Source organism: Terrihabitans aquatilis (assembly GCF_052542005.1).
Window position 1 is genome coordinate 695637 of the sequence record NZ_JBOCUO010000003.1, and the last position, 26063, is coordinate 721699.

At 64.3% G+C, this 26063-nt stretch carries 30 protein-coding genes; 14 read left to right on the plus strand and 16 right to left on the minus strand.

What is annotated here, in order from left to right:
• Positions 1-19: 19 nt before the first annotated feature.
• Both ACQ6S1_RS14270 and ACQ6S1_RS14275 read right to left on the minus strand, forming a co-directional pair.
• Positions 20-481 (minus strand): BA14K family protein, encoded by a 462-nt coding sequence (locus ACQ6S1_RS14270; RefSeq protein ID WP_445041872.1) that lies wholly within the window; start codon positions 479-481, stop codon positions 20-22.
• A 119-nt stretch (positions 482-600) separates the two neighbouring features.
• Positions 601-792, minus strand: coding sequence for a hypothetical protein (locus tag ACQ6S1_RS14275; protein WP_445041873.1), 192 nt, complete (start codon positions 790-792; stop codon positions 601-603).
• A gap of 110 nt (positions 793-902) precedes the next feature.
• On the opposite strand from ACQ6S1_RS14275, the gene thiE reads away from it, so the two are divergent.
• Positions 903-1544, plus strand: coding sequence for a thiamine phosphate synthase (gene thiE, locus ACQ6S1_RS14280; protein ID WP_445041874.1), 642 nt, complete (start codon positions 903-905; stop codon positions 1542-1544).
• 3 nt (positions 1545-1547) lie between these two features.
• Here the strand turns inward: thiE and ACQ6S1_RS14285 are convergent, their stop codons facing one another.
• Together ACQ6S1_RS14285 and ACQ6S1_RS14290 are read right to left on the minus strand one after the other, a co-directional pair.
• Positions 1548-2000, minus strand: coding sequence for a low affinity iron permease family protein (locus ACQ6S1_RS14285; RefSeq protein WP_445041875.1), 453 nt, complete (start codon positions 1998-2000; stop codon positions 1548-1550).
• Between the two features lie 78 nt (positions 2001-2078).
• A complete protein-coding gene (locus tag ACQ6S1_RS14290) occupies positions 2079-2843 on the minus strand; it encodes a L,D-transpeptidase (RefSeq protein WP_445041876.1) in 765 nt (254 codons plus the stop codon).
• A gap of 223 nt (positions 2844-3066) precedes the next feature.
• On the opposite strand from ACQ6S1_RS14290, the gene yihA reads away from it, so the two are divergent.
• The 7 genes from yihA to ACQ6S1_RS14325 all read left to right on the plus strand — a co-directional run bounded on the left by yihA (position 3067) and on the right by ACQ6S1_RS14325 (position 8426).
• Positions 3067-3744: a ribosome biogenesis GTP-binding protein YihA/YsxC gene (gene yihA / locus ACQ6S1_RS14295; protein WP_445041877.1), complete on the plus strand. Its 678-nt coding sequence runs from the start codon at positions 3067-3069 to the stop codon at positions 3742-3744.
• Entirely contained in the window at positions 3744-4109 is a 366-nt protein-coding gene (locus tag ACQ6S1_RS14300) for a DUF423 domain-containing protein (protein WP_445041878.1), read from the plus strand. The genes yihA and ACQ6S1_RS14300 overlap by 1 nt, the downstream gene beginning before the upstream one ends.
• A gap of 56 nt (positions 4110-4165) precedes the next feature.
• Positions 4166-5050, plus strand: a complete 885-nt coding sequence (gene argB / locus ACQ6S1_RS14305; protein WP_445041879.1) for an acetylglutamate kinase — start codon at positions 4166-4168, stop codon at positions 5048-5050.
• A gap of 10 nt (positions 5051-5060) precedes the next feature.
• Positions 5061-5774 carry a pyrimidine 5'-nucleotidase gene (locus ACQ6S1_RS14310; RefSeq protein ID WP_445041880.1) on the plus strand — a complete coding sequence of 238 codons (714 nt, stop codon included), beginning with the start codon at positions 5061-5063 and terminating at the stop codon, positions 5772-5774.
• 221 nt (positions 5775-5995) lie between these two features.
• On the plus strand, positions 5996-6283 hold the full coding sequence (gene groES / locus ACQ6S1_RS14315; RefSeq protein ID WP_319844996.1) for a co-chaperone GroES: 288 nt from the start codon (positions 5996-5998) through the stop codon (positions 6281-6283).
• A gap of 45 nt (positions 6284-6328) precedes the next feature.
• Entirely contained in the window at positions 6329-7984 is a 1656-nt protein-coding gene (gene groL / locus ACQ6S1_RS14320; protein WP_445041881.1) for a chaperonin GroEL, read from the plus strand.
• 265 nt (positions 7985-8249) lie between these two features.
• A complete protein-coding gene (locus ACQ6S1_RS14325; RefSeq protein WP_445041882.1) occupies positions 8250-8426 on the plus strand; it encodes a DUF1328 domain-containing protein in 177 nt (58 codons plus the stop codon).
• Positions 8427-8477: 51 nt separating this feature from the next.
• Here the strand turns inward: ACQ6S1_RS14325 and hisG are convergent, their stop codons facing one another.
• Entirely contained in the window at positions 8478-9458 is a 981-nt protein-coding gene (gene hisG, locus ACQ6S1_RS14330; protein ID WP_445041883.1) for an ATP phosphoribosyltransferase, read from the minus strand.
• Positions 9455-10609 carry an ATP phosphoribosyltransferase regulatory subunit gene (locus tag ACQ6S1_RS14335; protein WP_445041884.1) on the minus strand — a complete coding sequence of 385 codons (1155 nt, stop codon included), beginning with the start codon at positions 10607-10609 and terminating at the stop codon, positions 9455-9457. Before ACQ6S1_RS14335 ends, hisG begins: the two co-directional genes overlap by 4 nt.
• 79 nt (positions 10610-10688) lie before the next feature.
• Between ACQ6S1_RS14335 and ACQ6S1_RS14340 the strand changes: the two genes are divergently transcribed.
• Entirely contained in the window at positions 10689-11021 is a 333-nt protein-coding gene (locus tag ACQ6S1_RS14340) for a hypothetical protein (protein WP_445041885.1), read from the plus strand.
• On the opposite strand, the gene hisS is transcribed toward ACQ6S1_RS14340, so the two are convergent.
• Complete coding sequence (gene hisS / locus ACQ6S1_RS14345; RefSeq protein ID WP_445042032.1) at positions 11018-12499, minus strand: histidine--tRNA ligase; 1482 nt, start codon at positions 12497-12499, stop codon at positions 11018-11020. The two genes, ACQ6S1_RS14340 and hisS, sit on opposite strands and share 4 nt — an antisense overlap.
• A gap of 207 nt (positions 12500-12706) precedes the next feature.
• On the opposite strand from hisS, the gene ACQ6S1_RS14350 reads away from it, so the two are divergent.
• Positions 12707-13987, plus strand: a complete 1281-nt coding sequence (locus tag ACQ6S1_RS14350) for an MFS transporter (protein WP_445041886.1) — start codon at positions 12707-12709, stop codon at positions 13985-13987.
• Between the two features lie 4 nt (positions 13988-13991).
• On the opposite strand, the gene ACQ6S1_RS14355 is transcribed toward ACQ6S1_RS14350, so the two are convergent.
• The gene (locus ACQ6S1_RS14355; RefSeq protein WP_445041887.1) at positions 13992-14462 is read right to left on the minus strand and encodes a hypothetical protein; all 471 of its coding nucleotides are present in this window, start codon (positions 14460-14462) and stop codon (positions 13992-13994) included.
• Between the two features lie 170 nt (positions 14463-14632).
• Between ACQ6S1_RS14355 and ACQ6S1_RS14360 the strand changes: the two genes are divergently transcribed.
• Positions 14633-15499, plus strand: coding sequence for a TIGR01459 family HAD-type hydrolase (locus ACQ6S1_RS14360; RefSeq protein ID WP_445041888.1), 867 nt, complete (start codon positions 14633-14635; stop codon positions 15497-15499).
• A gap of 4 nt (positions 15500-15503) precedes the next feature.
• Here ACQ6S1_RS14360 and xseA read toward each other — a convergent pair whose 3' ends face one another.
• The gene (xseA, locus tag ACQ6S1_RS14365; protein ID WP_445041889.1) at positions 15504-17039 is read right to left on the minus strand and encodes an exodeoxyribonuclease VII large subunit; all 1536 of its coding nucleotides are present in this window, start codon (positions 17037-17039) and stop codon (positions 15504-15506) included.
• 97 nt (positions 17040-17136) lie between these two features.
• Between xseA and purD the strand changes: the two genes are divergently transcribed.
• Positions 17137-18414, plus strand: coding sequence for a phosphoribosylamine--glycine ligase (gene purD, locus ACQ6S1_RS14370; RefSeq protein ID WP_445041890.1), 1278 nt, complete (start codon positions 17137-17139; stop codon positions 18412-18414).
• A gap of 62 nt (positions 18415-18476) precedes the next feature.
• On the opposite strand, the gene ACQ6S1_RS14375 is transcribed toward purD, so the two are convergent.
• Entirely contained in the window at positions 18477-18806 is a 330-nt protein-coding gene (locus ACQ6S1_RS14375) for a DUF1127 domain-containing protein (RefSeq protein WP_445041891.1), read from the minus strand.
• A gap of 117 nt (positions 18807-18923) precedes the next feature.
• Here ACQ6S1_RS14375 and ACQ6S1_RS14380 point away from each other — a divergent pair, with 117 nt between their 5' ends.
• Positions 18924-19808: a LysR family transcriptional regulator gene (locus tag ACQ6S1_RS14380; RefSeq protein WP_445041892.1), complete on the plus strand. Its 885-nt coding sequence runs from the start codon at positions 18924-18926 to the stop codon at positions 19806-19808.
• Positions 19809-19811: 3 nt separating this feature from the next.
• Here ACQ6S1_RS14380 and ACQ6S1_RS14385 read toward each other — a convergent pair whose 3' ends face one another.
• The 6 genes from ACQ6S1_RS14385 to ACQ6S1_RS14410 form a co-directional block, all read right to left on the minus strand.
• Positions 19812-20723: a DMT family transporter gene (locus tag ACQ6S1_RS14385; RefSeq protein WP_445041893.1), complete on the minus strand. Its 912-nt coding sequence runs from the start codon at positions 20721-20723 to the stop codon at positions 19812-19814.
• Between the two features lie 23 nt (positions 20724-20746).
• Positions 20747-21178, minus strand: coding sequence for a DUF4345 domain-containing protein (locus tag ACQ6S1_RS14390; RefSeq protein ID WP_445041894.1), 432 nt, complete (start codon positions 21176-21178; stop codon positions 20747-20749).
• Positions 21175-22545, minus strand: a complete 1371-nt coding sequence (locus ACQ6S1_RS14395; protein ID WP_445041895.1) for a glutamate--cysteine ligase — start codon at positions 22543-22545, stop codon at positions 21175-21177. Before ACQ6S1_RS14395 ends, ACQ6S1_RS14390 begins: the two co-directional genes overlap by 4 nt.
• Before the next feature lie 64 nt (positions 22546-22609).
• On the minus strand, positions 22610-23311 hold the full coding sequence (locus ACQ6S1_RS14400; protein ID WP_445041896.1) for a L,D-transpeptidase: 702 nt from the start codon (positions 23309-23311) through the stop codon (positions 22610-22612).
• Between the two features lie 139 nt (positions 23312-23450).
• A complete protein-coding gene (locus ACQ6S1_RS14405; protein ID WP_445041897.1) occupies positions 23451-24203 on the minus strand; it encodes a 16S rRNA (uracil(1498)-N(3))-methyltransferase in 753 nt (250 codons plus the stop codon).
• 6 nt (positions 24204-24209) lie between these two features.
• A complete protein-coding gene (locus tag ACQ6S1_RS14410; RefSeq protein WP_445041898.1) occupies positions 24210-25025 on the minus strand; it encodes a lytic murein transglycosylase in 816 nt (271 codons plus the stop codon).
• A gap of 101 nt (positions 25026-25126) precedes the next feature.
• Here ACQ6S1_RS14410 and ubiA point away from each other — a divergent pair, with 101 nt between their 5' ends.
• Positions 25127-26062 carry a 4-hydroxybenzoate octaprenyltransferase gene (ubiA, locus tag ACQ6S1_RS14415; protein ID WP_445041899.1) on the plus strand — a complete coding sequence of 312 codons (936 nt, stop codon included), beginning with the start codon at positions 25127-25129 and terminating at the stop codon, positions 26060-26062.
• The last annotated feature ends 1 nt before the right edge of the window (position 26063 follow it).

The following is a 26063-nucleotide window of genomic DNA, read 5'->3' on the forward strand; positions in this document are numbered from 1 at the left end:
CCATCCGGGATGGAATTTCTTAGCGGCAGGCGTGACGACGGCCGTCATAGCCGAGATAGGTGCCCGTGCGCGCATCGTAGGAACGATACTTCGAGGCGCAATAGGAATGATGGCTGCCGCCGCGGTTGGCCGAGCTGGCAATGGCTGCACCGGCGGCGAGGCCGAGCACGCCCGCTGCAACCGCCGCGCCGCTGTTATGGCGGCGATGGCCGTAATAGCGATGGCCACGATAATAGCCACGATCACGATAATAGCCGCGGTGTCCGCGGTAATAGCCGCGATGCCCGCGATAATGGCGATGGCCGCGGTAGTGACGACCTTCCCGCCAATGACGGCGGTGCTGCACCTGTTCGACATCCGTGGAGACCTGGGCTGCGGCCGCGACCGGTGCGCGGGTGCCTGCGATCTGGGCCGAAGCCGGCACGACGAAGGCGCTTGCCGCCATGATGGACGCAACGCACCAGGTGATGATCTTTCTCACTCGCTCATCCTCCTACTTGCTCTCCCCCGACGGGGAGACTGACTTTCAAACGGGCAGATTGTGTGCTCCCTGCGCAGCACATGCGTATTTTTTCGCATCCTCACGCCGGTGTGAAGGCATCACCGCCGAATCTTGGTTTCATCGATAACTTCCGATTCCGTGATGCCGCTGCCGGGCTGGGTCTCGGCGGGCGGGTCGCTGGCGGGGAATGTGTCCTCGACAGATTTTTCCAGCTTCTTCTCTTCGCGCTTCTTCTCGCCGTAGCTCTCTTTGGGGTCCTGGTCTGCCCGCAGATGGTCGTTATCGTTCATGATGCGCACCCTCCTCGCCTCGATGACCTGTCCTCTCAGAACGTTCGACCCCGCCGCAAGGTTCAGCGTCTCTTGCCGCCCTGTTGCGCTCTGCCTAGGATCGCGGCCCCATGACCCCTAAATTCGATCTGTCGCTCTATCTCGTGGCGGGCCGCACCTCCTGCGGCGACCGCAATCTTCTGGACCTCGTCGAAGAGGCTCTCGCCGGCGGCGTCACCATCGTGCAATTGCGCGATCCCGATCTCCCGGTTCGCGAACTCGTCGAGGACGGGCGCGCCCTGCGAGGTCTGCTGAAGGGGAGGGGCATCCCGCTCATCATCAATGATCGCGTCGACGTTGCGCTCGCGGTCGAAGCCGATGGCGTGCATCTCGGCCAGGACGATATGGGCGCGCGGGATGCACGACGCGCCGCGGGACCAGACCTGATCCTCGGCCTCTCGATCGGCTCGCCGGATGAGTTCGAAGCCTCGCGCGACGATCTTCCATTCGTTGATTACGTCGGCATCGGCCCCGTCCGTGGCACTTCCACGAAATCGGATGCCGGCGCGGCTATTGGAATCGATGGTTTTGCCCGGGTGCGAAAATTGGTGGACCGGCCGGTGGTTGCGATTGGCGGATTGGCCCAGAGTCAAATCGGCGATCTTATCGCGCAGGGGGCCGATGGCGTGGCGGTGGTCTCGGCCATCTGCGGTTCGGCCGATCCGCAAGCCGCTGCACGCGATTTGCGCCGCGAGATCGAAGCCGCGCGCTGAGCGTCAGCTGGCTGTTGCGCGCTCCGCGGCGAGATCGGCCTTACGGTTAGCCCGTTCTTCGGCCTCGTCCGCCGCGTCCTCAGCCTCTTCCGCGAGGTCTTCGCGGCGGGCGCGCTCCTCGCACTTCACCCGGATTTCCTCGACCTCGGCCTCCGTCAGGCGTTCTATGCCGACGAACGTGTTCTGCGCCGCGCTGGCGCGGATCAGCTCGTCGAGCTTGGCCTGAATCGCCGCGCCGTCTCGATTCTGTGTGTTCTGAATGAGGAACACCATGAGGAAGGTGACGATGGTGGTGCCCGTATTGATGACGAGCTGCCAAGTGTCGGAAAAGCCGAAGAACGGACCCGTCACCGCCCACAGGATGACGAACGCGCCGCACAGAGCAAACGTCGTCGGGCGGCCGGATGCCTGCGCCACGTAATTGGCCAGCCGGCTGAAGTGAAGCGAGAGGTTCATGGGGCTTTGATCATGAGAAGACATACGAAAAACCCTCCGGCATGCCGGCGGGTTCCGTAGGCTTTTCGATGAGCCGGATCAGATGACGACGACTTTGGCGCCCACCGGCACGCGCTCATATAAATCTTCGACATCATCGTTAGTCATGCGGAAGCAACCCGACGAGACCGCTTGGCCGATCGTCCAGGGCTCGTTGGAGCCATGGATTCGGTAAAGTGTGGAGCCAAGATAGAGCGCGCGTGCGCCCAGGGGATTATCCGGGCCGCCTTCCATCATCTTCGGCAGTTCCGGACGGCGCTTGCGCATTTCCGCCGGCGGATGCCAGCTCGGCCATTCCCTCTTCGCCGTCACCTTGTGGCTGCCGGTCCAGGAGAAGCCGTCCCGGCCGACGCCCACGCCGTAGCGCAGCGCCGTGCCGTCGTCCTGCACGAGATAGAGGAAGCGCTTCGACGTATCGATCACGATCGTGCCCGGCGCTTCCCGGCCGTTGTAGGAGACCACCTGCTTCTGGAATTCCGGAGCCGGCTGGGCCCGCATCGGTTTGGAAACCGAGGGTGCAGTGGCCCGTGGTGACGACGGCTCGACAGGGCGCACATAACGCGGCCGCTCCCGAACATAGGGACGCCCATCCGGAACCGCGTAGATACGGGGCGGCCGGTAATTCGGCTCTACCTCATACAGAGGTTCGCGCCGGCTGTAGCGCGGCACGACATATTCGACGCGCGGCTCGCGGACGTAGCGCTCGGAATAGCGCTCCGAGCGGGGGTAATAATAATCCTGTGCGACGGCCGGGACACTGAGGGAAAGCAGGCCGGCAAGCACGATGAGCGATTGGGTCTTCATGGGCGACTCGCAACTCTACGCCTGATCTGTCCGGAACTTTACACAATCCGTCCAAACCGTTGATGAACACGTTTGCTGGAACGCGCGTCATGGCGACGACCGGCGTCGCCATGAGTTTTTATGGTTACCGAAACGTTAATTTGAAAGATGCTGACGGCATGGTAGGGGCGAACCTGCGCGCTCGCAGGTTGACGGCGCACCTGTTACGGCCACATCTGCCCTCATGTCCGAGACCCCGCCTCCCAACGCCACGCCCCAGGATGATGCACCCGATGCTTTCGCGGAGCCCGGCCGGCTGATGTTCGCCGGCGAGTGCACCTTCATCAAGGGAGCGGTGAAACTCGATCAGGTGCCCGAAAGCGCGGGTGTCGAAATCGCCTTCGCCGGCCGTTCCAATGTCGGCAAGTCCAGCCTCGTCAACGCGCTGACGGGACGCAAGACTCTCGCCAAGGTGTCGAATACGCCCGGGCGGACGCAGGAGCTGAACTTCTTCCACATCGGGGACCGGCTCACGTTGGTCGATATGCCGGGTTACGGCTTCGCCGCGGCCCCGGAAGACAAGGTCCATGCCTGGACACGGCTGATCCGCATTTATCTGCGGAGCCGTCCCCAGCTTGGGCGGGTCTACGTGCTGATCGACAGCCGTCACGGCATCAAGAACACCGATGTTCCCATCCTCGATATGCTCGACACGTCGGCGGTGTCCTACCAGGTTGTGCTGACCAAGGTGGATCAGTTGAAGCCGGCACAGCTCGAGGCTCGCAAGGACGAGGTGAGGGCGGCATTGGCGCGGCGTCCCGCCTCCTATCCCGAAATCATCGCCACCTCTTCCCGGGAGGGGGAAGGGCTGGCCGAGCTGAAAGCGGCCATCGCCCGTCTCGTTGCGGAGCGGCCGGTGTAATGAGTCGTCTTTTCATCCTCGTCGCGGCTCTCTTCGGCATTGCGGGCGTGGCGCTCGCCGCCGCCTCCACGCACATGGCCGCGCCTTTCCTCGGCACGGCTTCGCAGATGCTGCTGTTTCATGCGCCGGTCCTGATCGCGCTCGGGCTGTTCGGCCGCTTTGCCGGCGCCGGGCGCGCGTTCGTGGCTGGAGGCGTCGTTCTTACGGTCGGAACAATGCTGTTCTCCGGCGATCTGGTGATGCGCCATTTCGTGGGGCAGAGCCTGTTCCCGATGGCGGCGCCCACTGGTGGCATGTCGATGATGGCGGGCTGGCTCATTCTCGGCATTGCCGCGTTATTGCCACGTGGCCGCGCAATGGATTGAGCGTCTTTGCTCAAGCCGTTAAGAACCCAATCTCTTCTTCACCGGAACTGCGCCGCATGACCTCCGACGTCTCCCCCCTCGATCGCGCCCGCATCCTGGCTGAGGCGCTGCCGCACATGCAGCGCTATGACGACGCAACCGTCGTCGTGAAGTACGGCGGCCACGCCATGGGCGAGGAGAGCGCCGCCCGCGATTTCGCCCGTGATATCGTGATGCTGAAACTGTCGGGCCTGCATCCCATCGTCGTCCATGGCGGTGGTCCGCAGATCGGCTCCATGCTGAAGCGGCTGAACATCGAGAGCCGTTTCCATGACGGTCTCCGCGTCACCGATCAGGAGACGATGGAAGTCGTCGAGATGGTTCTGGGTCTCGTCAACAAGGGCATCGTCGCCGCCATCAACGCGGCCGGGGGCCGCGCCATCGGCCTGAGCGGCAAGGATGGCCACATGGTCACCGCACGCAAATATGCGCCTCTCAACAGAAGCGTGCCGACCGGCGGCGATGATGTCGATCTCGGTTTCGTGGGCGAGCCGGAGGCCGTCGATCCGGCCGTCCTGACGCTTGCCTCGCAGTCCGACATCATTCCCGTGGTGGCGCCCGTCGCCGCCTCGCGGTGGGGCGAGACCTTTAACGTCAATGCGGACACGTTTGCCGGCGCCATCGCCGGCGCGGTGCGTGCTCGCCGCCTCCTGTTCCTTACGGACGTTCCCGGCGTGCTGGACAAGGAAAAGACGCTCATCCGCAAGATGACGATCAATGAAAGCCGCATGCGCATCGCCGACGGCACCATTACGGGCGGCATGATCCCGAAGGTCGAAACCTGCATCGACGCGCTGGAACGCGGCGTGGAGGGCGTGGTGATCCTCGACGGCAAGGTGCCGCACATCGTGCTGCTGGAGCTCCTGACCGATCACGGTGCCGGCACTCTCGTCACGCGCTGAGGTGAGCCCGATGGCCGAAGATACACGTCCTGAGCGACGCGGTTTCGAACGCGTCGATACCTGGATCTTCGACCTCGACAACACGCTTTATCCGCCGTCCTGCCGTCTGTTCGAGCTGATCGACCAGCGCATGATGATGTTCATCGCCGACCGCTTCGGCATGGACGGCATGTCGGCGCGCGCCCTGCAGAAGGATTATTACCGCCGCTATGGCACCAGCCTGCGCGGCCTGATGGAGGTCGATGGCGTCGACCCGCACGAATTCATGGATTTCGTGCACGATGTTTCGCACGAACGATTGGTGCCGAATCCGGCCCTGATCGAGGCGATCGGCGCGCTGCCCGGGAAACGGTACGTGCTGACGAATGGCTCGCGCAATCACGCCGAGCGGTGCGCGGCCTCGCTCGGGCTTGGCGATCTCTTCCACGACATCTTCGACGTGGCGCAGGCCGATTTTGTGCCGAAACCCGAACGTGCCGCCTATGACCGCTTCGTCAGCCTTTTGGGCGTGAAGCCGGAGCGCGCGGCCATGTTCGAGGATCTGGCGCGCAACCTCGCGGTTCCTCACGCTTTGGGCATGACGACCGTTCTCGTGGTGCCCGCCGATGAGGACGTTCCCGAACGCGCAATGCACGCGGAGGACAGCCTTCAAGGGCCCTATGTCGACCACGTCACGGACGATCTGGCGTCATTTCTGACAGCTGCCATGGGCGAACGGCGATAAGCCGTACACCGGGCGGCGACACCGCCATATTGACGTCGTATCGGATCGTCATGGTGGGGTGTGGCCGCAAAGAAAATGCCCGGCGGTTCGCGCCCGTTTCCTTGACAAAATCCACGCCTCGTCTTACCTCCCGATCGCCTTTGGCACTCACCCCGCGTGAGTGCTAACGGCACCGAAATTCGAGGCTCGCCACCCGGCGAATACCTGAAGGAAAACCCACCATGAACTTCCGTCCGCTGCACGACCGCGTGGTCGTCCGCCGCCTGACCGCTGAAGAGAAGACCAAGGGCGGCATCATCATTCCCGACACCGCCAAGGAGAAGCCCCAGGAGGGCGAGATCGTCGCTGCCGGCTCCGGCGCGCGCGACGAATCCGGCAAGCTTGTCCCGCTCGACGTGAAGGCTGGCGACAAGGTTCTGTTCGGCAAATGGTCGGGCACCGAAGTCAAGATCGACGGCGAAGACCTTCTGATCATGAAGGAATCGGACATCCTCGGCGTCATCGCCTGAGCATCCGCCCCTTTTCATCTCTGAATTCAGACAAGGAACACATCAATGGCCGCGAAAGACGTACGTTTTTCCGCCGATGCCCGTGAGCGGATGCTCCGTGGCGTCGATATCCTCGCCAACGCCGTCAAGGTCACGCTCGGTCCGAAGGGCCGCAACGTCGTCATCGACCGCTCGTTCGGCGCGCCGCGCATCACCAAGGACGGCGTGACCGTCGCCAAGGAGATCGAGCTCGAGGACAAGTTCGAGAACATGGGCGCCCAGATGGTGCGCGAAGTGGCCTCGAAGACCAACGACCTCGCCGGCGACGGCACCACCACCGCGACGGTTCTGGCCCAGGCCATCGTCAAGGAAGGCGCCAAGTTCGTTGCCGCCGGCATGAACCCGATGGACCTGAAGCGCGGCGTCGATACCGCCGTTGCCGCGGTCATCGAGAGCCTCAAGGCTTCGGCCAAGAAGATCAACTCGTCCGATGAAGTCGCGCAGGTCGGCACCATCTCCGCCAATGGCGAGAAGGAAATCGGCGACATGATCGCGCATGCGATGCAGAAGGTCGGCAACGAGGGTGTCATCACCGTCGAGGAAGCCAAGACCGCCGAGACCGAGCTCGAAGTGGTCGAGGGCATGCAGTTCGACCGCGGCTATCTCTCCCCGTACTTCATCACGAACGCGGAGAAGATGATCGCCGACCTCGAGGATCCCTACATCCTCATCCACGAGAAGAAGCTGTCCGGCCTGCAGGCGATGCTTCCGGTTCTCGAGGCTGTCGTGCAGTCCTCGCGTCCGCTCATCATCATCGCTGAGGACGTCGAAGGCGAGGCTCTGGCCACGCTCGTCGTCAACAAGCTGCGTGGCGGCCTCAAGGTCGCGGCCGTCAAGGCTCCGGGCTTCGGCGATCGCCGCAAGGCCATGCTCGAGGACATCGCCATCCTGACGGGCGGCCAGGTGATCTCCGAGGACCTCGGCATCAAGCTCGAGAACGTGACGCTCCAGATGCTCGGCCGCGCTAAGAAGGTCGTGATCGAGAAAGAGAAGACCACGATCGTCGACGGCGCCGGCCAGTCCGAGGACATCCAGGGCCGTGTTGGCCAGATCAAGGCGCAGATCGAGGAGACCACCTCGGACTACGACCGTGAGAAGCTGCAGGAGCGTCTGGCCAAGCTCGCGGGCGGCGTTGCCGTTATCCGCGTCGGCGGCTCGACCGAGGTCGAGGTGAAGGAGCGCAAGGATCGCGTCGATGACGCTCTCAATGCGACCCGCGCCGCGGTTGAAGAAGGCATCGTGCCCGGCGGCGGCATTGCGCTGCTCCGCGCTCGCAAGGCCATCGACGGTCTCACCGACGACAACGCCGACATCCAGGCCGGTATCAAGATCGTGCAGCGCGCGCTTGAGGCCCCGATCCGCCAGATCGTCGAGAACGCAGGTGTCGAAGGCTCCATCGTTGTCGGCAAGGTGCTTGAGAACGACGCAGCCACCTACGGCTTCGACGCTCAGAAGGAAGCCTATGGCGATATGATCCAGTTCGGCATCGTCGACCCGGTGAAGGTTGTCCGCACGGCTCTCCAGGACGCGGCTTCGGTTGCCTCGCTCCTCATCACCACGGAAGCGATGGTTGCCGATGCTCCCAAGCGCGAAGGCGCTGGCGGCATGCCGGGCGGCATGCCCGGCGGCGGCATGGGCGGCATGGGCGGTATGGACTTCTAAGAAAGTCCATGAAAGCCGCCCATTACTTGGAATGGTTGAAGTCGGCAACAACCGACTTCAATGGCGGCATGGACTTTTAAGAAAGCCTCTCCGCAGAAATACAAAGGGCGCGACTTCGGTCGCGCCCTTTTTGTTTGTCCCGGTAGATGTGCGGATTCCTTCGAAGAGGAACCATTTTGGATGCAGCAAAGTTGATGAGACAAGGAACGGGAGACACCGTTCCAGAGGCAACCGGCGGTAACATCCGCTTTCAAGGAGAATTCAGATGCTCTATTGGGCACTCGTCTTTCTGATCGTCGCTCTGGTCGCGGCCGTTCTTGGTTTTGGCGGTATCGCCGGCACCGCGATCGGTATTGCGAAGATCATCTTCTTTGTCGCGATCGTGCTGTTCCTGATCTCAGCTATCTTCGGTTATCGCGGCCGTCGCGCACCGCCGCTCTGAGGTCCAGCCGGACGCAAGAAAAAGGCCCGCTTTAAGCGGGCCTTTTGTCGTTCAGGGGGAGGGAAGAGATCCGATCAGCTTTTCGTGGAGGGGATTACCCCTTTGAAACACATCATCCAGATTGGTGGTCTGTACTGTCTCTGCGCCCAGGCTCATGAGCCAGTCGGCGAGCGGGAAGATCACATCCTTCGTCGCGTGCAGAATGAGAGGGCCTTGGCCCGCGCCGTAAGGCGCAACGGTGCCAAAGCGGGCAGCGGCTTCTGCTGCGATCGAAACCAGATCGCCATCGGGAAGCGCCTTGACCTCCTGCACCGCACGCGCACGCGCGGCAGCGCCGAGCCGGGCCAGAATGGCGCGTCCGGCTTCGCGGGCGGTGTCGCCCCACGGCGCACGCAATGACGCCACCAGATTGGCCTGGCTTTTGAGGATCACGCCATCATCGAGGATTTTGAGCCCGTTCGCGGTCAGCGTCGCACCGGTCGTGGTGATGTCTACGATCACGTCGGCCGTGCCGGAGGCGGGTGCACCCTCGGTCGCTCCCAGGCTTTCGACGATGCGGTAATCGCCGAGACCGTGGCGCGCGAAGAAGGCCCGCGTCAGCGTGATGTACTTCGTGGCGACGCGGAGAGGACGGCCCTGTCGGCTGCGGAAGATGGTGGCGATGTCGTCGAGATCCGCCATCGTCCGCACGTCGATCCAGGCCTGCGGAACGGCGACGACGACAGTGGCCGGACCGAAGCCGAGCGGGGCGAGAAACAGCACGCGCGCATCCGCATCGGGGATCTGCTCGCGGATGAGATCCTCACCCGTCACTCCCAGATGCACATTGCCGGCGCTCAATTCCTTGGCGATCTCCGACGCTGACAGAAACAGCACCTCGGCCATGCCGTTGAGGCCCGCGACCGTGCCGCGATAATCGCGTGCACCCCGTGGCTGCACGAAGGGCAGGCCGGCCTGGGCGAAGAAAGCGAAGGCGTTTTCCTGAAGGCGGCCTTTTGAAGGAACGGCCAGAAGAAGCGGTTCGCTGCTCACAGCATGGCCTCCTTGATGCGTTCGACAAAGATGGCGCAGCCCACCGCCGGGGCAGAGGCTTCGGCGCCCAATTGGCGGATCAGGTCGTCGTAGCGGCCGCCGCCGACCAACGGGCCGAGTTCCGGTCGCAACGGCACGCGGAATTCGAACACCAGACCGGTATAATAGTCGAGCTGCCGGCCGAACGCGGTGGAGAAGCGGATGGCTTCGATATCGAGACCTGCCTGACGCATCAATTCGGTGCGCGTCTCGAAGGAATCCAGCGCGGCGCGGAGCGGGGCGGCCTCGTCGTCTCCGGACGACAACGCGCCGGAAAGCCGGGCGTCCACGATCAGCGCCCGGATATCACCCAGCGCCGAAACCGGATCTCCCTGAATGGCAAGAAAAGCCGTCAGCGCCTCGTGTGTGACCGTGGGCAGGATGGACGTTGCCCGAAGGCGCGCCTGTTCGAGGAAGCGTTCGGCGATGTCGCCGGCCGTGCGCCCACCCACCTGGCTGATGCCGGCAATGGCAAGCAGATCCTCGACGACGGCCTTCGCCGCCTTCGGATCGGCACCATCCAGCGCCGCAAGAAAAGCGGTGTGATCGCCGTTCGATCCGGAGGCCGGCGTCAGCGCCGCGACGTCGCGGCCCAGCGCGCCGTCGCCATTGGTGTCGCGCAGCAGGCGGCGCTGCCATCCGGCTGGGATATCGAGCGCGTCGATGAAGGCGTTGAACAGCGCACGGTCGCCGATCCGCAACTCAGCACCGTCGATGCCATAGAAGTCGATCGCCTCGGCCGCGCGCGACAATATTTCGGCGTCAGCGGCCTCGCGATCCTGACGGCCGAAAATCTCGATGCCGCCCTGCAGGAATTCGCCATGGCCCGCTTCGCGGTGACGGAAAGCCGGCCCGAGATAGCAATAGGCGGCCTCTGCGTTCGGCCGTCCGGTTCCGATATGCTCCAGCGCGGTCGGGATCGTCAGATCCGGGCGAAGGCACATTTCCGTGCCGTCGGCATCGACCGTCAGGAACATGCGCCGCCGCAGATCCTCGCCAAGCACGTCGATGAAGACTCCCGCCGGTTGCAGGATCGGCGGGAAGACGCGGACATAGCCGTGATCGGTGAGGCGCGCGAGAAAGTCGGCGTCGTTAGGGAAAGGAGAGGGCATCTCTTCTCGGGACCGTGTGCGGGTTCGTCCGCTGTCTAGCAATCTCACCGCCCGGGAGCGAGGCTTTTCGGCGGGAAAGATGCCTCATCCCTCTTTACGGCTGGCGCGCTCGGCATTGCTGGGGCAAAAACCCGGCATGAGATTGTTCTCGCTGGGCCGCCGGGATGAGGCGGCTGCCGAAAAGTCCCGCGCAATCGCCGCCAAGGTGCGGCAGATCCTCGGTATGGGCGAGGAGGACGGGGTTACCGTGAGCCAGATCGCCTGTGGCGATCCGGCGTGCGCAGGCGGCGCGGAGACGGTGCTGCTCGTCATGCGCAAGGGCCGTCGCACGCAGGCCGCCAAGATCCGCAAGGCGCTGGCGTTCGTGGAGGATTCCGACATCCATGAAGCGCTCTCCAGCCTGCAGGATTAGCTGCCCGAGATATCTCCCAGCATCGCCCGCACGGTCTCGACAAGTGCGCTTTCCGCGACGGTCACCTGGGCCGGGCGGCTGTCGGTCCATTCCGAACGATCCGCGATCTTGGCCGACATCTGCTCGCCGAGCACGAGGTTCTTGATGGTGATTTCCCCTGCGGCCTTCTCGTTCGACCCCTGGATAACGGCGACGGGAGAGCGCCGTCGGTCGGCATATTTCATCTGCGCTTTCATGCCGGCAGAGCCGAGATAGATCTCGGCGGCGATGCCGGCCTCGCGCAGCGTGCGGGCCATTGCGAAATAATCGCTGGTGCGGTCGCGGTCCATGACCAGCACCACAACAGGGCCTGGTTGCTCCGGCACCGCGCGGCCAAGCACGGCAAGGGCCGCCTGAAGACGCGAGACGCCGATGGAAAACCCGGTTGCCGGCGCGGCCTCGCCCCGGAAGCGGGCCACGAGGCCATCATAGCGGCCGCCGCCGCCGACCGAACCGAACCGGATCGGGCGGCCGTCCTCGTCCTTGACCTCGAACGTCAGTTCAGCCTCGTAAACGGGGCCCGTGTAATATTCGAGGCCGCGCACGACCGATGGGTCGATGATGACGCGGTCGGCATAGCCGGCGGCATCGACCGCGGCCGCGATCTCGCCGAGCTCGGCCACGCCCTGTTCACCGCAGGTGTCGTTGACCAGCATTCCGAGGGCGAGAATGGTGTCGGTGGCGACGTCCGCGCGCGCCGAGACGAAGGAGATTACCCGGTCGGCCGCGGCCTCGTCCAGCCCGGCGCCTTTTGTGAAATCGCCGCTTTCGTCCTTTCGGCCGGAACCCAGCAAAGCACGCACGCCCTCGACACCCAGCCGGTCAAGCTTGTCGATGGCGCGCAGCACGATCAGCCGTTTGGCCGCGTTCTCCTCGCCGCCGAGGCCGATGGCTTCCATCACGCCGTCGAGCACCTTGCGGTTGTTGACCTTGATGACGTACTGGCCGCGCTCGATGCCGAGTGCCTCGAGCGTATCAGCGGCCATCATGCACATCTCGGCATCGGCAGCGACGCTCGCGGAGCCCACCGTATCCGCATCGAATTGCAGGAATTGCCGGAAGCGGCCGGGGCCGGGCTTCTCATTGCGAAAAACCGGGCCGAACCGGTAGCTGCGGAAGGGTTTCGGGATGCGGTCCCAGTTTTCCGAGACGTAGCGGGCCAGCGGCGCGGTCAGGTCATAGCGCAGGCTCAGCCATTGCTCGTCGTCGTCCTGAAAGGAGAAGACGCCTTCGTTCGGGCGGTCGAGGTCGGGCAGGAATTTGCCGAGCGCGTCCGTGTATTCGACGAACGGCGTTTCCAGCGCCTCGAAGCCCCACAATTCATAGACGCGGCGGATCGTGTCCGTCATGGCGCGGGTTGCGGCAAGCTCGGACGGGCCGCGATCGGCGAAGCCCCGGGCGGACCGGGCCTTCAGAAGATTGTCTTTTTCCTTGGACATGGCGCGGTGGTAGCGCGCACGCCGCACAGGAGCAAGCGCGCCCGTGCGGTAGGGCCACACTTCGGCGCCGGAATCGAAGGTTGCATAAGGTAAGGGCTCCTTGCCTATTCCCCGGGCGCAGGAATGGGGCTAAGAGCAGCGCAATTTTCCATTCCGCAGACGGATAAAGATGTCCGGCCGCGACGGGCGGGACATGAGACCTTTCCGATGACAGATGCCACTCTTTCCGATGCCAGGCGGCTGGGCCGCCGGGACTACCGCACGCTCGCGCTGGCCGCGCTCGGCGGTGCCCTGGAATTCTATGACTTTGTGATCTTTGTCTTCTTTGTGGCCGTGCTGGGTGAATTGTTCTTCCCGCCCGGAGTGCCCGATTGGCTGCGCCAGTTCCAAACCTTCGGCATCTTCGCCGCCGGTTATCTGGCGCGTCCGCTCGGCGGGATCATCCTCGCGCATTTCGGCGACATTCTGGGCCGCAAGCGCATGTTCGCGCTCAGCATTCTGCTGATGGCCGTGTCCACACTCGGCATCGGCCTGCTGCCGACCTATGAAACGCTGGGCGTCGTGGCGCCGCTTCTCCTGCTGCTGTTTCGCGTTGCTCAAGGTGCCGCCATCGGCGGCGAGGTGCCAGGCGCCTGGACCTTCGTGGCCGAGCACGTTCCTGACCGGCATGTGGGTTATGCCTGCGGCACGCTGACCTGTGGTCTCACGGCCGGCATCCTTCTCGGCTCGCTCGTCGCCACCGCGCTGAACAACATCTATTCCCCGCAGGAAGTGCACGATTTCGCCTGGCGCTTTCCCTTCATCCTGGGCGGCGTGTTCGGGCTGGTCGCCGTCTATCTCCGCCGATGGCTGGAAGAGACGCCGATCTTCGAGGAGATGAAGCAGAAGAAGGCCCTGGCGTCGGAACTGCCGCTGAAGACCGTGGTGCGTAATCATCGCGCGGCCATCGTCGTCTCGATGCTTCTGACATGGGTATTGTCGGCTGCGATCGTCGTCGTGATCCTGATGACGCCGACCTTCCTCCAGAAGCAATATGGCTTCACCGCGGTGCAATCCTTGGAGGCCAATAGCCTCGCCACCCTGTGCCTCTCCTTCGGCTGCGTTCTGGCCGGCTGGATTGTCGACAAGGTGGGTGCCGGCCGCTTCTTCATCGTCGGCAGCCTCGTCCTCGCGGCGGTGACTTACGTTTTCTACACGCAGCTCCACGTTCACCCGGAATGGCTGATGCCGCTCTATGCGATCACCGGCTTTACGGTTGGAACGATCGGCGCGGTGCCCTTCGTGATGGTGAAATCATTCCCGGCGGCGGTGCGCTTCACCGGCGTGTCGTTCGCCTACAACGTGTCGTATGCGATCTTCGGCGGCCTGACCCCGATGCTGTTGACGCTCATGCTGCGCAACGATCCGTTGGCACACGCCCATTATATGCTGGCGATATGCCTGATCGCTTTCGGCACGGGCGTGTATCTGCTGCGACGCAAACTCTGAAAGGTCACTCGGCGGCCTGGCCGCCGAGTCCCAAGGTCACGGGGCGTCGCGAGATCGACAGAGCGCGGTCCGCGATCTTGGCCGTATGCTCGGCCATCCGCGCCGCCAGGCGTTCCGCCACGAGGTGCGGGACCACGGGCTGGATCAGGGCATCTTCAGCGCCCAGGCGCATGGCCTCAAGGGCTTCCGGCATGGTCTTCACACCGAGCACGATCAGGGGCCCCCTTACCTTACCCCTAAGCCGTTCCATCACATCCTGAGGTCCGCCACCCAGCCGGGCACCGGCCACCACGGCCGCGAAAGGCACGGCGGCCAGACGCTCCTCGGCAGCAAACAATGAGAATGTGATTTCCACCTCGGCCTGGGGAAGCCGGGCGGCGATGGCAGCGGCTACCAGACGCGCGCGGGACAGATCGGGCTCCACCACAAGCACTCTCGAGCGCAATGGCCCGAATCGTCCTGTCCAGCCCGTCATGACCCGCACCTCCTAATTGTTCAACGCCGGCATCCTAGGCATGCGAAAAGGCAATCGTGTGGCCGAAGCGTTAACAGGTCGTTAAATCAGTCCTTTCAATGTGCTGGATGAAGTGGTGATGCGCAAGCGGGCTTGACCTTGTGCGTCCGGATGGGTCAGGTCCCCGCATCATGAGCGACGTCTTCACCCTCCCGCCCGGCACCGGCCTGTCCGCGCTTGCCTCCCGATACGACGTGATTTTCTGCGATGTCTGGGGGGTGGTGCACAATGGCGTCGCGGCCTGGCCATCCGCGTCGGATGCGCTGGTTCGGTTTCGCGAAGGCGGTGGCACCGTTGTTTTGGTGTCGAACGCGCCGCGGCCCACGTCCGCTGTGGTGTCGATGCTGGACAGCCTTGGCGTACCGCGGGACGCCTATGATGGCGTCATCACGTCGGGCGCCGTGACGCGCGAGGAGATCGATCGCAGGGGCGTTCGCTTCGTCCATGCCGTCGGACCGCAGCGTGATGAAGGCATCTTCGAAGGGCTCGAACTCGTGGTGCCGGAAGAGGCGCAGCTCGCCGTCGTCACGGGCCTCGACGACGACATCAACGAAGTGCCGGAGGATTATCGCGAGCGCCTCGTCAACATGCAGGCGCACGGCCTCCATCTGATCTGCGCCAATCCGGACCGTGTGGTGGAACGTGGAAACACATTGGTCTGGTGCGCGGGCGCTATCGCCGATCTCTACGAGAAAGTCGGCGGCGAGGTGCTGCACATCGGCAAGCCCTATCCCGGCATCTATCAGCGTGCGCTCGAGATCGCGCAGCAATATCGCGGCGCGCGCGTGAGCAAGGAGCGCGTTCTGGCAATCGGCGACAGCATGATCACCGATGTGGCCGGCGCAAACCGGTTCGGCGTGGACTGCCTGTTCGTCACGGGCGGCATTCATGGCGCAGATATCGGTCACCCGCCGCGTCCGGATGCTTATCAGGATATCCTGCAGGCGGCTCGTCCCATGCCCGTCGGCTGGGCGCAGCGCCTCAGCTGGAACGCCTGACGGCTCAGCCGAACAGATCTTCCTGCTGCTCGACCACTTTGCGTCGGGCGCGGGGCACTTTCGGAGGCTGAGGCGCATCCGATTGTGGGGGAGGTTCGATCGGAGGCGCACTTTTCTCGCCGGCACATGCGGCGATGTTACCATCCTGCATTCGCAGCTGTAGCGCATCGCCCGTCCGCACGTCCTTTGCCGAGCGTATGACGGCCCCGGAAGGATCGAGCACCAGCGCGAAGCCGCGTTCCAGCGTGCGTTCATAGGAGAAGGCGCGCAGAAGATTGTGCACGGCGGCAAGGCGCTGGCGGTGCTCGTTCAGCACCCGCCATGGCAAGGCCGGAACGAGGCGCTTGGCGGACACGTCGCAGCGCCGGCGCCAGCCGGTCGTGTTGGTGTCCAGCGCCCGGCAGGCCCGGCGATGGAGCGCGTCTATCTGATCGCCGCACCGCTGCACCCGGCCGAGCACAATGCCTTTCCGCAGATGCGCGGCGGCGTTGGAAAAGGCGATGCGTTTCTTCCGCTCGTGTGCGACGAGGGCAGGGCCCAGCCGCGCGCCGAGTGAATCCAGTTTCTGCCGTGGCGCGGCAAACAGCGTGTCGGACGTCGGCAGCGCACGGGCCGCGGAGCGCACTTCGGTACGGCGGTTCTGGATGTAGCGTCCCAGTGCGCCCAGCAGCCGGGCGCCGCAGGTGCCCAGTCCGGCCAGTAGTTCGCTGCGCACCGGCACCGCCATCTCGGCCGCGCCGGTGGGGGTGGGTGCGCGTCGGTCGGCGGCGAAGTCGATGAGGGTCGTGTCGGTCTCGTGGCCAACGGCGGAGATCAGCGGGATGGCGCTTTCCGCTGCCGCGCGCACCACGGCTTCGTCATTGAAGCCCCAAAGATCTTCGAGGCTGCCGCCGCCTCGCGCCACGATGAGCACGTCAGGGCGGGGGATCGCGCCGCTCGGATCGAGAGCATTGAAGCCGCGAATGGCGGCGGCCACCTCCGCCGCGCTCGTCTCGCCCTGCACCCGCACGGGCCATACCAGAACGTGGCGCGGGAACCGGTCGGACAGCCGGTGCAGGATGTCGCGGATCACGGCGCCCGTGGGCGATGTCACGACGCCGATCGTCTGCGGCAGATAGGGGATCGGCCTTTTGCGTGCGGCGTCGAACAGCCCTTCAGCCGCCAGCTTTTTCCGCCGTTCCTCCAGAAGCGCCATGAGCGCCCCGACGCCCGCCGGCGCGATGCTCTCCACGATGATCTGGTAGCTGGATTTCCCGGCGAAGGTGGTCAGCTTGCCGGTGGCGATCACCTCGAGCCCTTCCTCGGGCTTCACCTTCAGCCGGGCGAACGCACTCTTCCAGATGACGGCGTCGATGCGCGCGCCTTCATCCTTCAGGCAGAAATAGCAATGGCCCGACGAATGCGGCCCACGATAGCCGGAAATCTCGCCGCGCACGCGCACATAGCCGAACGCATCCTCGATGGTGCGCTTCAGGCTGGACGAAAGCTCGGAGACACTGAGCTCCGGCGCGTTCGAGCTGGTTGATTCCTCTGTGGGCATTAACGGAGTCTATCACCCGTCGATCACGCGGGGAAACATGGTCGCGACGGGTGACGCGCAAGTGCGCGGCCGCTAGAAGAGCGCCGGAGGTGCCGGAATGAATGTTCTTCTCATCGGTTCGGGCGGGCGCGAACATGCCTTGGCCTGGAAGCTGGTTCAGAGCGCGAAGCTGACCCGGCTCTACGCCGCTCCCGGCAATCCCGGCATCGCGCAGCATGCCGAGATCGTGTCCCTCGATATTGCCGATCATGAGGCTGTCGTCCGGTTCTGCCTCGACAACGAGATCGGTCTTGTGGTCATCGGCCCGGAGGTGCCCCTGGTGGCGGGTCTGGTCGACGATCTGGAGGCGGCTCGCATCCCCGCCTTCGGGCCGACGCGCGCCGCGGCCCAGCTCGAAGGGTCGAAGGCCTACACGAAGGAATTGTGCGCCACCTACGGCATCCCCACGGCGCGCCATCGCAGCTTCGTCGAACCCGCAGCCGCCAGGCATTACGTGCGGGCCCAGGGCGCCCCCATCGTGGTCAAGGCCGATGGCCTCGCCGCCGGCAAGGGGGTCGTTGTGGCGCAGAGCGTCGAAGAGGCCGAGGAGGCCATCGACATGATGTTCGAGGGCGCATTGGGGCGCGCCGGCGAGCAGGTGGTCATCGAGGAATTCATGACCGGCGAGGAGGTCAGCTATTTCTGCCTCTGCGACGGTGACCGCGTCGTGCCCTTCGGCAGCGCGCAGGACCATAAGCGCGTCTTCGACGGCGATGAAGGGCCCAACACCGGCGGCATGGGCGCCTATTCCCCCGCGCCTGTGTTCACGCCAGAGCTGGAGCAGCGTGTCCTCGCGGAGATCGTGCGTCCCACCGTGCGGGCCATGAAGGCGCTCGGAAATCCCTTTCGCGGCGTGCTCTATGCCGGCCTCATGCTGACGCCGAAGGGGCCGAAGCTCGTCGAATACAACACTCGCTTCGGCGATCCCGAATGCCAGGTGCTGATGCGCCGATACGGAGGCGATCTGCTTGATCTTCTTCTGGCGACGGCGAAGGGAAATCTTGCCGACCAGAGCGCCGATTTTGCATCGGATCCAGCTCTTGTCGTCGTCATGGCGGCCGAGGGTTATCCCGGTGAACCGCGCAAGGGGGGCGAAATCCGCCGCCTCGATGACGCTGGCGCACTCCCGGGCGTCACGATCTTCCAGGCCGGAACACGGGAAGAAGGTTCCCGCATTCTCGCCAATGGCGGCCGCGTGCTGAACGTGGCAGCCAGCGGCAATACTCTGTTCGAGGCGCGCGACCGGGCCTATGCAGCGGTGGACCTCGTCGAATGGGACGATGGCTTTTGCCGGCGTGACATCGGCTGGCGCGCGCTCGGTGCGAGCGTGGACTGAACCCTCTGAGATACCTGTAAGAACGATGTGGGAACGGCGGGAGCCGCTCCCACATCAGATCGTCAGCACGTTGCGGCAAGACCCTGCCGAGACGTGGCCAGGCTAGCTGCGCTCTGCTTGCGCCGAACACGTGCCGTGCGGCGCTCCACCGCAAGCACCGACAGCCGCAGCGTCGGGTCGCGCCACAAGGGCTCCGAGAAGGCGGAGGAAACATCGGCCTCGGTCAGGCCGATGTCGGCAAGCATGCGCTGGTCGAATCCGGCAAGCGCGCGTCCCGCGCTGTAACGGTTGAGGATCGCCTGGAAGGCCGCGCCGATGGCACGCGCGAAATCGCGCAAGTGAAAAGATGCGAGGCCAGGGGCAACCCATGCGACATTGGTCGTGTGCGTCATGGTGTTCTCCTTTCCTGCGCGGATAAGCCGCGCAGGGGGAAGATGGCCTCGCTCCATTGATAAGACAAACGAATGCTTCTAATATTTGTCATCATATAATGTGATGGACGCTGCGATATGAGCAATCTGCTCGACGTGGATCAGCTGAAAACCTTTGTCGCCATTGCGGATTCCGGCTCGTTCACACGGGCCGCCGACATCGTGTTCAAGACGCAATCGGCCGTTTCCATGCAGATGAAACGGCTGGAAGAACGCATCGGAAAGCCGATCTTCGTGCGCGATGGCCGTCAATCCCGCCTGACGCCCGAGGGTGAGCGGTTGCTGGGTTACGCCCGCCGTATCGTGAAATTGTCGGACGAGACCCTGGCCGCCATGGCCGATGCCGAAGTGGCGGGGCATGTCCGCCTCGGCGTTCCGGACGATTACGCCGACCGCTATCTTCCGGAAATCCTGGCGCGCTTCTCACGCTCCAATCCGCGTGCCGAAGTCACGGTTATCTGCGAGCCATCGGTGGAGCTGTTGCAGCGCATCGCACATGGCGCGCTCGACCTGGCCATCATCACCCACGCGGCGTCGGTGGCGGCGGAGGCCCAGGTCATCCGCCAGGAGCAATTGTACTGGGTCACATCGCAGCGCGGCACGGCGCATGAGGAAAACCCCCTGCCTCTGGCGCTCTCGAACGGTCCCTGCGAATGGCGCACCTGCGCGGTGCGGGTGCTGACGGAGATCAATCGTCCCCACCGGATCCTGTACGCCAGCCCCAATTCCACGGCGATCAATGCGGCGGTGGTCGCAGGCTTGGCTGTATCGGTGGCGGCCGAATCGGCGCTGCGTCCCGGAATGCGCGTGCTGACCATGGCCGATGGCTTTCCGCCGCTGCCGCCGATCAAGATCGCGCTTGTGCGTGCCGCTCACCAGCCCACGAAAGTGCGTGAGGCGCTGGCCAATCACATCGTTGCCAGCCTCGACAATTTGTCCGAGACGGCTCTCGCCGCGGAATAGAATTCAGCGGCGCCACAGCACGAGGACATTGCCGAACGCCACCGCAGCAACCCCGGCAAACGACCAGATCGTCCATTGATAGCCCTCGACAACAGTGGAAATCATGAGGGCGAAAACGGGGAAGAGCACCGTGAGATAGCCGGCCCTTGCAGGGCCGAGCCGCCGCAGCAGCGAGAGATACGACATGAAGGCGACGACCGACGCGACGAGGGCGAGGTAGATCAGAGAGCCGATATAGGCCTCCGACCAGTCGATCCGGAACTCCAGCCCGCGCAGGGCCGATGACGCGGCGAGGATGCCCGCCCCGTAAAGCATTCCCCAGGCCGTGGCGGATGCAAGGGGCACGCCGCGCTCCTGCACCCGGGCCGATATCAGATTGCCCGTGCAGAACACGATCGTTCCCATCATCGAGACGGCAAGGCCGCCGATATGGCCGATGCCGGAGACCATCACCTCCGGCGCGAACAGCGCCATGACGCCGAACACGCCGATGATCGAACCAGCGACCACCTGCGCCGGCACCGGGCGCTTCAGCACAAGCGATTGCATGAGCACATTGCCGGGCGCCGCCAGGGCGAACACCACGGACAGCATGCCGGAGACGAGGGTCAGGCCGCCGTAATAGAACAGGACGAAGTTCATCGAGAACAGGGTCAGGCCGAGCCCGACAAACATCAGATGCTCGCGCGCCGTGAAGCCCCGCAGCTTCTCACCCCGGACGAGGCACCACCCCACCATGAACACGGCGGCAAGGACGAACCGCCACATCACCGAGATTTCCGGAGGCACGTGACCAAGCTGGAGGTGAACGCCGACCCAGCTGGTGCTCCACGCGAAAACCACGAAGACGATCAGAACGATCTCGACGGAGCCGAGGAGCGGGCGGGCGTTGCGGGCATCTGGAAGGTCGACCATAACCGCTTGTGCCGCAAACGGCTTCAGCCGACCAACGAGCCTTGCTGATGGACGACATTCACGCCGCTGATGCGAGCGATACGGCTCTGCCACAGGCAGATCAGAGGCGTCGTCACCAATTCCATGCCGAGGCCGAACAGCATGGGCCCCGAGGGAATACCCTTCGCGAGGCCGAACAATCGCGCCAGTCCGCCAATGAACACGATGAGCGTCAGCAGGCGAAAGCGCCGCTCATGCTGCTCGATGCGCGGAATGGCCGCCCAGAAGGCGAGGCCGATGCCCAAAAGAAGGCCGGAAAGATAGCGGACGTGGCTGTCGAGCGAGAACCCCGCGGCCGTACCGTCCGGAACCATGCCGGCACCCAGCAGGATGCCGGCCAGACCGGCGCCCACAGGTACGATGCCGCCGACAGCAACTGCCGCCTGCAAAAGGCGCCGCTCCAGCGACGGGCTCAATAAGCCTCCTCGAAGAAGGCCGGCTCGATCGACCGGGCCCAGGGGCCGCGCCAGCGGGACAGAAGGTCGTCGGCGTTGGTATGGCCGCTCTCAACCATCTGGTCGAGCGTGCCGAGATGGACGGTCTCGTCGTCGCCGAGGCCATTGTCGCGGTTGCGGGCGGCGAGGCCGGCATGGGAAATTGCCAGCACGTCACGGGCCAATTCCTGGACGCGGCGGTTGCGGATCTGCGCGCGCAGGCCGAGTTTCGGCACATCGCGGCGCAAAGTTTCACGGTCTTCCGCGGTCCAGTCCTTCACCAGGTCCCAGGCCGCGTCGAGGCTGGCCTCGTCGTAGAGAAGGCCGACCCAGAAGGCCGAGAATGAGCAGATTCGGCTGGTTCGGCCGACATCCGCACCGCGCATTTCGAGGAATCTCTTGGCGCGAACCTCAGGGAAAATCGTCGTGAGGTGATTGGACCAGTCCGACAAGGTCGCGCGCTCGCCGGGCAGGAGGTCGAGCTTGCCGGCGAGGAGATCGCGGAACGAAGCGCCCGTGACGTCGTGATAAACGTCGCCGCGCTTGACGAAATACATCGGCACGTCGAGCGCGTAATCGACATAGGCCTCATAGCCCATGCCGTCCTCGAACGCCCAGGGCAGCATGCCGGTGCGGTTGCGATCGGTGTCGAGCCAGATCTCCGACCGCATCGAGAGCAGGCCGTTCGGCACACCGTCGGTGAAGGGCGAATTGGCGAACAGCGCGGTCGCGATGGGCTGCAGCGCCAGGCTGACCCGGAGCTTTTTCACCATGTCGGCTTCGGAGCCGAAATCCAGGTTCACCTGCACGGTAGCCGTGCGGAACATCATGTCGAGCCCGCGCGTGCCGACCTTGGGCATATAGCCCGACATGATCTCATACCGGCGCTTGGGCATGACCGGCGTCTCCGCCAGGGTCCATTTCGGGCTCATGCCCAGCGACAGGAACCCGATGCCGAGCGGTTCGGCCACCTGACGGACCTGCGCGAGATGGGAATGAAGCTCACGGCAGGTACCGTGGAGATCTTCGACCGGGGCGCCGGACAATTCGAACTGGCCGCCCGGTTCCAGGGAGATCGCGCCGCCGCCGGTGACGTCGAGAAGGCCGATGATGTTGCCGTTCTCGACGATGGGCTCCCAGCCGAGAAGGGCCTGCATGCCCTCGAGCAGCGCGCGGATGCCGCGCGGTCCCTCATAGGAAACGGGACTGTGATCTTCCCTGCGGAAGGGGACCTTCTCGTGCTCGGTTCCGATACGCCATGCCTGGGCAGGCTTCTCACCCGCTTCGAACCACGCGACGAGCTCGTCGCGCGATTCGATGGGTGTCATGTCGATCTCGTCGCGCGCCATGAGGTCCTTCGCGGAAGTGGGGCGATAGAGGTATGCCTTCCACCGCCCTCCGTCCAGCCTTGGTTCAGGCGATTCCGGCCTGCATCACCACAACCTCGGAGCCGATCGGCACGCGGTTGTAGAGGTCGATGATGTCCTGGTTGAACAGGCGGATGCAGCCCGACGACATGGCCTTGCCGATGGAATGCGGCTGGGTCGTGCCGTGAATGCGGTAATAGGTGTCCTTGCCGTTCTGGGCGAGGTAGAGAGCGCGCGGTCCGAGCGGGTTGGTGATGCCGCCGGGCATGCCGTTCGGCCATTTCGCAGCTTCCGGGTCGCGCGCCATCATCTCCTTGGGCGGATGCCATTTCGGCCATTCCTGCTTGCGGTCGATGATCGCGCGGCCGTTCCAGGCAAAGCCGTCACGGCCGACACCCACGCCGTAGCGGCGGGCACGTCCGCCGTCTTCGACGAGGTACAGGAACTTGTTCTGCGTATCGACGACGATCGTGCCGGGCTTTTCCCGGGTGGGGTTCGAGACTTCCTGGCGCAGAAAGCGCGGATCGATCTTCGAGGTGTCGATCGCGGCGATCGGCCACGGCTCGGTGGTGATCGCCTCGTAACCGTTCACGACGCGTGTGCGGCCGGAATTGTTCGGGTCCACCGGTGTGACCAGAGAGGTCGTCGGCGTCGAGGTTCCGGCCGTCTGGCAGGCCGCGAGGAACAGCGGCAACCCGGCCACGAAGGCGCGGCGGCTCAGGCGGGCAGAATTGAAATCGTGCGACATGGGCGGCAAAACCTTAAGAAGCAATGTATTCGGTGTCCGAACTTTCCGACCCATACTTCGCGGCCCGGTCTTTTCGCCAGACGAAACAGCCTCACGACAGCGTGTGGCGATGAAACACTGCAACACTGTGGCCCGAAGGTCACGTTCCTGTTGTGTCCCGATCACCGACAATGGCCTGAACGAGTGCCAGAGCGGCGACGGCCGCGGTGTCGGCCCTGAGGATCCGGGGGCCAAGCGACAATCGCACGATCGAGGGAAGCTTCAGCAGGCGGTCGCGTTCTGATTCGTCGAAGCCGCCCTCGGGCCCGATGAGCACCGCCAGCGGGCGCGTGCGCACGGCCTGCAAAGCGGGCAGGGGGTCGGCCGATTCCGCGTTTTCGTCGCAGAAGATGAGGGCGCGCCCGTCGGGCCAGTTCTCAAGCACGCTGCGCAGCGACTGCGGGTCGACAATCTCGGGCAGGGTGAGGATGCCGCATTGCTCGGCGGCTTCGATGGCATTGGCCCGCATTCTGTCGAGATTGATCCGGCTGGCCTGCGTGCGCTGCGTCATCACCGGCCAGAGACGGGCAGCGCCCATCTCGACGGTTTTCTGGACCATATAATCAAGCCGGGCATGTTTCAGCGGCGCGAACAGATACCAGAGATCGCCCGCAGGGGTCTGGTGGCGCATCTGCCGATCGAGGCGGAGGTCGATGCGCTTCTTGCCGGCCTCCTCAATAATGGCCAGCCATTCACCGTCGCGCCCGTTGAAGACCAGCACCGAGCCGCCGGGCCCGAGCCGCAGCACGTTGCGCAGATAATTCTGCGCTTCGGGCGGCGGCGTCAGGGATCCCTGGGCGGTGAGGTCGTCTTCGACGAAGAGGCGCGGCGCCGAGAAATCATACTGCGCCATGCGCGATCACCGGCCGGCGGCCACCTTGTCGGCGAACAGCGCAATGGCCCGCTGGTAGTTCGAGCTCTTGTTCCAGCCCGCCAGCACCGAGAAATTCGCCGAGCCCGGCTGCCATCCGCTGCCGCGCTGCCAGCCATATCCCTTCAGATAATTGGCGGTGGAGGCCAGCACGTCGGCCTGGCTGCGCATCAGGTCCTTCTTGCCGTCGCCGTCGAAGTCCACGGCGTATTTCAGGTAGGAGGAGGGCAGGAACTGCGTCTGGCCAAGCTCGCCATGGCCCGCGCCCCGCATTTCCGCGACGGACAGGATGTTCTGGTCGATGATCTTGAGGGCGGCGATCAGCTCGCGCTGAAACAATTCCGGACGCCGGCAATCCGAGGCGAGCGAGGCGAGGCCGTTGATGATGGGCTGCTTGCCGGTCACAGCGCCGAAATCGGTCTCCATGCCCCAGATGGCAAGAAGGATCGGGGCCGGAACACCGAATTGCGATTCGATCCGATCGAACAGGCTCTTGTGCGATTTGAGGTAGGCGCGCGCCTTGCTGACGCGGCCGGCCGTCACGCGCTGCGCGGCGAATTGCTCGAAGCTGCCCTTGAACGCGGCGCGAACCTTGCGGTCGAATGCGATGACCTTGGCATCGTAGGAAACGCCGTCGAGGATCGCCAATCCCTTGCGGCCGATGCCCTGGGATGCTGCCTCTCCCTTGAAGCTGGACAGCCAGCCTTGAAAGCCGTTTGCGGGGACGCATTGCGCCGCCAGCGAGGGCGATGCCGCCAAACAACCCAGTCCAAAAGCCACGAACCACTTACCGAAAAGACGCATGGGTCCAATTCTCCCGCACAACGCGTGGGCAAGATAATGATTTTCCGGGTCCCGGCCAGTCGGCACTTGCAGAGGGCGAGGCGTTGAGGCTTATCGGCCACATGCCGCCCGTCACCTCGTCCGTCGCCGATGCCCCGCCGGGAAACTTGGTCGATCGCCATGCCCCGCACTGGCTGAAACCGTTCGCGCGCCTGGCGCGCTGGGACCGGCCGATCGGTTTCTGGCTCCTGTTCTGGCCATGCGCCTGGGCCGCGGCGCTTGCGGCGATCGCGTCGGGCCAGCTGCCGAGCGCGGTCAACATCATCCTGTTTTTCGTGGGTGCCGTGGCCATGCGCGGCGCCGGCTGCACCTGGAACGATATCGTGGATCGCGACATCGACGCCCGTGTCGCACGAACGGCGTCGCGCCCGATTCCCTCCGGCCAAGTCACGACACGCGGCGCGGCGGCCTTCCTGGCCGTCCAGCTCATCGCCGGGCTGGTCGTGCTGCTGCAATTTGACGGTTTCACCATCCTGCTCGGCTGTGCGTCGGTGGTGCCGGTCATCACCTATCCCTTCATGAAACGCATCACCTTCTGGCCGCAGATCAATCTGGGCATCTGCTTCGGCTGGGGCGCTCTGGTGGGCTGGTCCGCGGTGTTCGGCGCGCTCGATGTCGCACCTCTGGTTCTTTATCTCGGCGCCATCTGCTGGATCATCGGCTACGACACGATCTACGCGCTGCAGGATATCGAAGACGATACCTTGGCCGGCGTGGGCTCCACCGCCATCCGGTTCGGCGAGCAAGTAAAGATCTGGCTCAGCGCGTTCTATGCTTTGACGATTGCTTGCGTCTTCGTTTCCGTGATCGTTGCCGGTGCGGGGCCTCTTGCCTTCGCCGGACTTGTGCTCTTTGCCGGTCATCTCCTCTGGCAAGTCTGGACGCTGCGCCCGTCCGATCCCCGCCAATGCCTTGCCCTTTTCCGATCCAACCATCCGGCCGGTATCATTCTATTCGCCGGGCTGGCGCTGGATGCGATCCTTCCAAGCGTGTTCTGAC

Excerpts from the sequence above, each read along its gene's own strand:
- ACQ6S1_RS14275 (WP_445041873.1), bottom strand. The coding sequence starts at position 792 with ATGAACGATAACGACCATCTGCGGGCAGACCAGGACCCCAAAGAGAGC.
- thiE (WP_445041874.1), top strand. The coding sequence starts at position 903 with ATGACCCCTAAATTCGATCTGTCGCTCTATCTCGTGGCGGGCCGCACC.
- ACQ6S1_RS14285 (WP_445041875.1), bottom strand. The coding sequence starts at position 2,000 with ATGAACCTCTCGCTTCACTTCAGCCGGCTGGCCAATTACGTGGCGCAG.
- ACQ6S1_RS14290 (WP_445041876.1), bottom strand. The coding sequence starts at position 2,843 with ATGAAGACCCAATCGCTCATCGTGCTTGCCGGCCTGCTTTCCCTCAGT.
- yihA (WP_445041877.1), top strand. The coding sequence starts at position 3,067 with ATGTCCGAGACCCCGCCTCCCAACGCCACGCCCCAGGATGATGCACCC.
- ACQ6S1_RS14300 (WP_445041878.1), top strand. The coding sequence starts at position 3,744 with ATGAGTCGTCTTTTCATCCTCGTCGCGGCTCTCTTCGGCATTGCGGGC.
- argB (WP_445041879.1), top strand. The coding sequence starts at position 4,166 with ATGACCTCCGACGTCTCCCCCCTCGATCGCGCCCGCATCCTGGCTGAG.
- ACQ6S1_RS14310 (WP_445041880.1), top strand. The coding sequence starts at position 5,061 with ATGGCCGAAGATACACGTCCTGAGCGACGCGGTTTCGAACGCGTCGAT.
- groES (WP_319844996.1), top strand. The coding sequence starts at position 5,996 with ATGAACTTCCGTCCGCTGCACGACCGCGTGGTCGTCCGCCGCCTGACC.
- groL (WP_445041881.1), top strand. The coding sequence starts at position 6,329 with ATGGCCGCGAAAGACGTACGTTTTTCCGCCGATGCCCGTGAGCGGATG.
- ACQ6S1_RS14325 (WP_445041882.1), top strand. The coding sequence starts at position 8,250 with ATGCTCTATTGGGCACTCGTCTTTCTGATCGTCGCTCTGGTCGCGGCC.
- ACQ6S1_RS14335 (WP_445041884.1), bottom strand. The coding sequence starts at position 10,609 with ATGCCCTCTCCTTTCCCTAACGACGCCGACTTTCTCGCGCGCCTCACC.
- ACQ6S1_RS14340 (WP_445041885.1), top strand. The coding sequence starts at position 10,689 with ATGCCTCATCCCTCTTTACGGCTGGCGCGCTCGGCATTGCTGGGGCAA.
- hisS (WP_445042032.1), bottom strand. The coding sequence starts at position 12,499 with ATGTCCAAGGAAAAAGACAATCTTCTGAAGGCCCGGTCCGCCCGGGGC.
- ACQ6S1_RS14350 (WP_445041886.1), top strand. The coding sequence starts at position 12,707 with ATGACAGATGCCACTCTTTCCGATGCCAGGCGGCTGGGCCGCCGGGAC.
- ACQ6S1_RS14355 (WP_445041887.1), bottom strand. The coding sequence starts at position 14,462 with ATGACGGGCTGGACAGGACGATTCGGGCCATTGCGCTCGAGAGTGCTT.
- ACQ6S1_RS14360 (WP_445041888.1), top strand. The coding sequence starts at position 14,633 with ATGAGCGACGTCTTCACCCTCCCGCCCGGCACCGGCCTGTCCGCGCTT.
- xseA (WP_445041889.1), bottom strand. The coding sequence starts at position 17,039 with ATGCCCACAGAGGAATCAACCAGCTCGAACGCGCCGGAGCTCAGTGTC.
- purD (WP_445041890.1), top strand. The coding sequence starts at position 17,137 with ATGAATGTTCTTCTCATCGGTTCGGGCGGGCGCGAACATGCCTTGGCC.
- ACQ6S1_RS14375 (WP_445041891.1), bottom strand. The coding sequence starts at position 18,806 with ATGACGCACACGACCAATGTCGCATGGGTTGCCCCTGGCCTCGCATCT.
- ACQ6S1_RS14380 (WP_445041892.1), top strand. The coding sequence starts at position 18,924 with ATGAGCAATCTGCTCGACGTGGATCAGCTGAAAACCTTTGTCGCCATT.
- ACQ6S1_RS14385 (WP_445041893.1), bottom strand. The coding sequence starts at position 20,723 with ATGGTCGACCTTCCAGATGCCCGCAACGCCCGCCCGCTCCTCGGCTCC.
- ACQ6S1_RS14395 (WP_445041895.1), bottom strand. The coding sequence starts at position 22,545 with ATGGCGCGCGACGAGATCGACATGACACCCATCGAATCGCGCGACGAG.
- ACQ6S1_RS14400 (WP_445041896.1), bottom strand. The coding sequence starts at position 23,311 with ATGTCGCACGATTTCAATTCTGCCCGCCTGAGCCGCCGCGCCTTCGTG.
- ACQ6S1_RS14405 (WP_445041897.1), bottom strand. The coding sequence starts at position 24,203 with ATGGCGCAGTATGATTTCTCGGCGCCGCGCCTCTTCGTCGAAGACGAC.
- ACQ6S1_RS14410 (WP_445041898.1), bottom strand. The coding sequence starts at position 25,025 with ATGCGTCTTTTCGGTAAGTGGTTCGTGGCTTTTGGACTGGGTTGTTTG.
- ubiA (WP_445041899.1), top strand. The coding sequence starts at position 25,127 with ATGCCGCCCGTCACCTCGTCCGTCGCCGATGCCCCGCCGGGAAACTTG.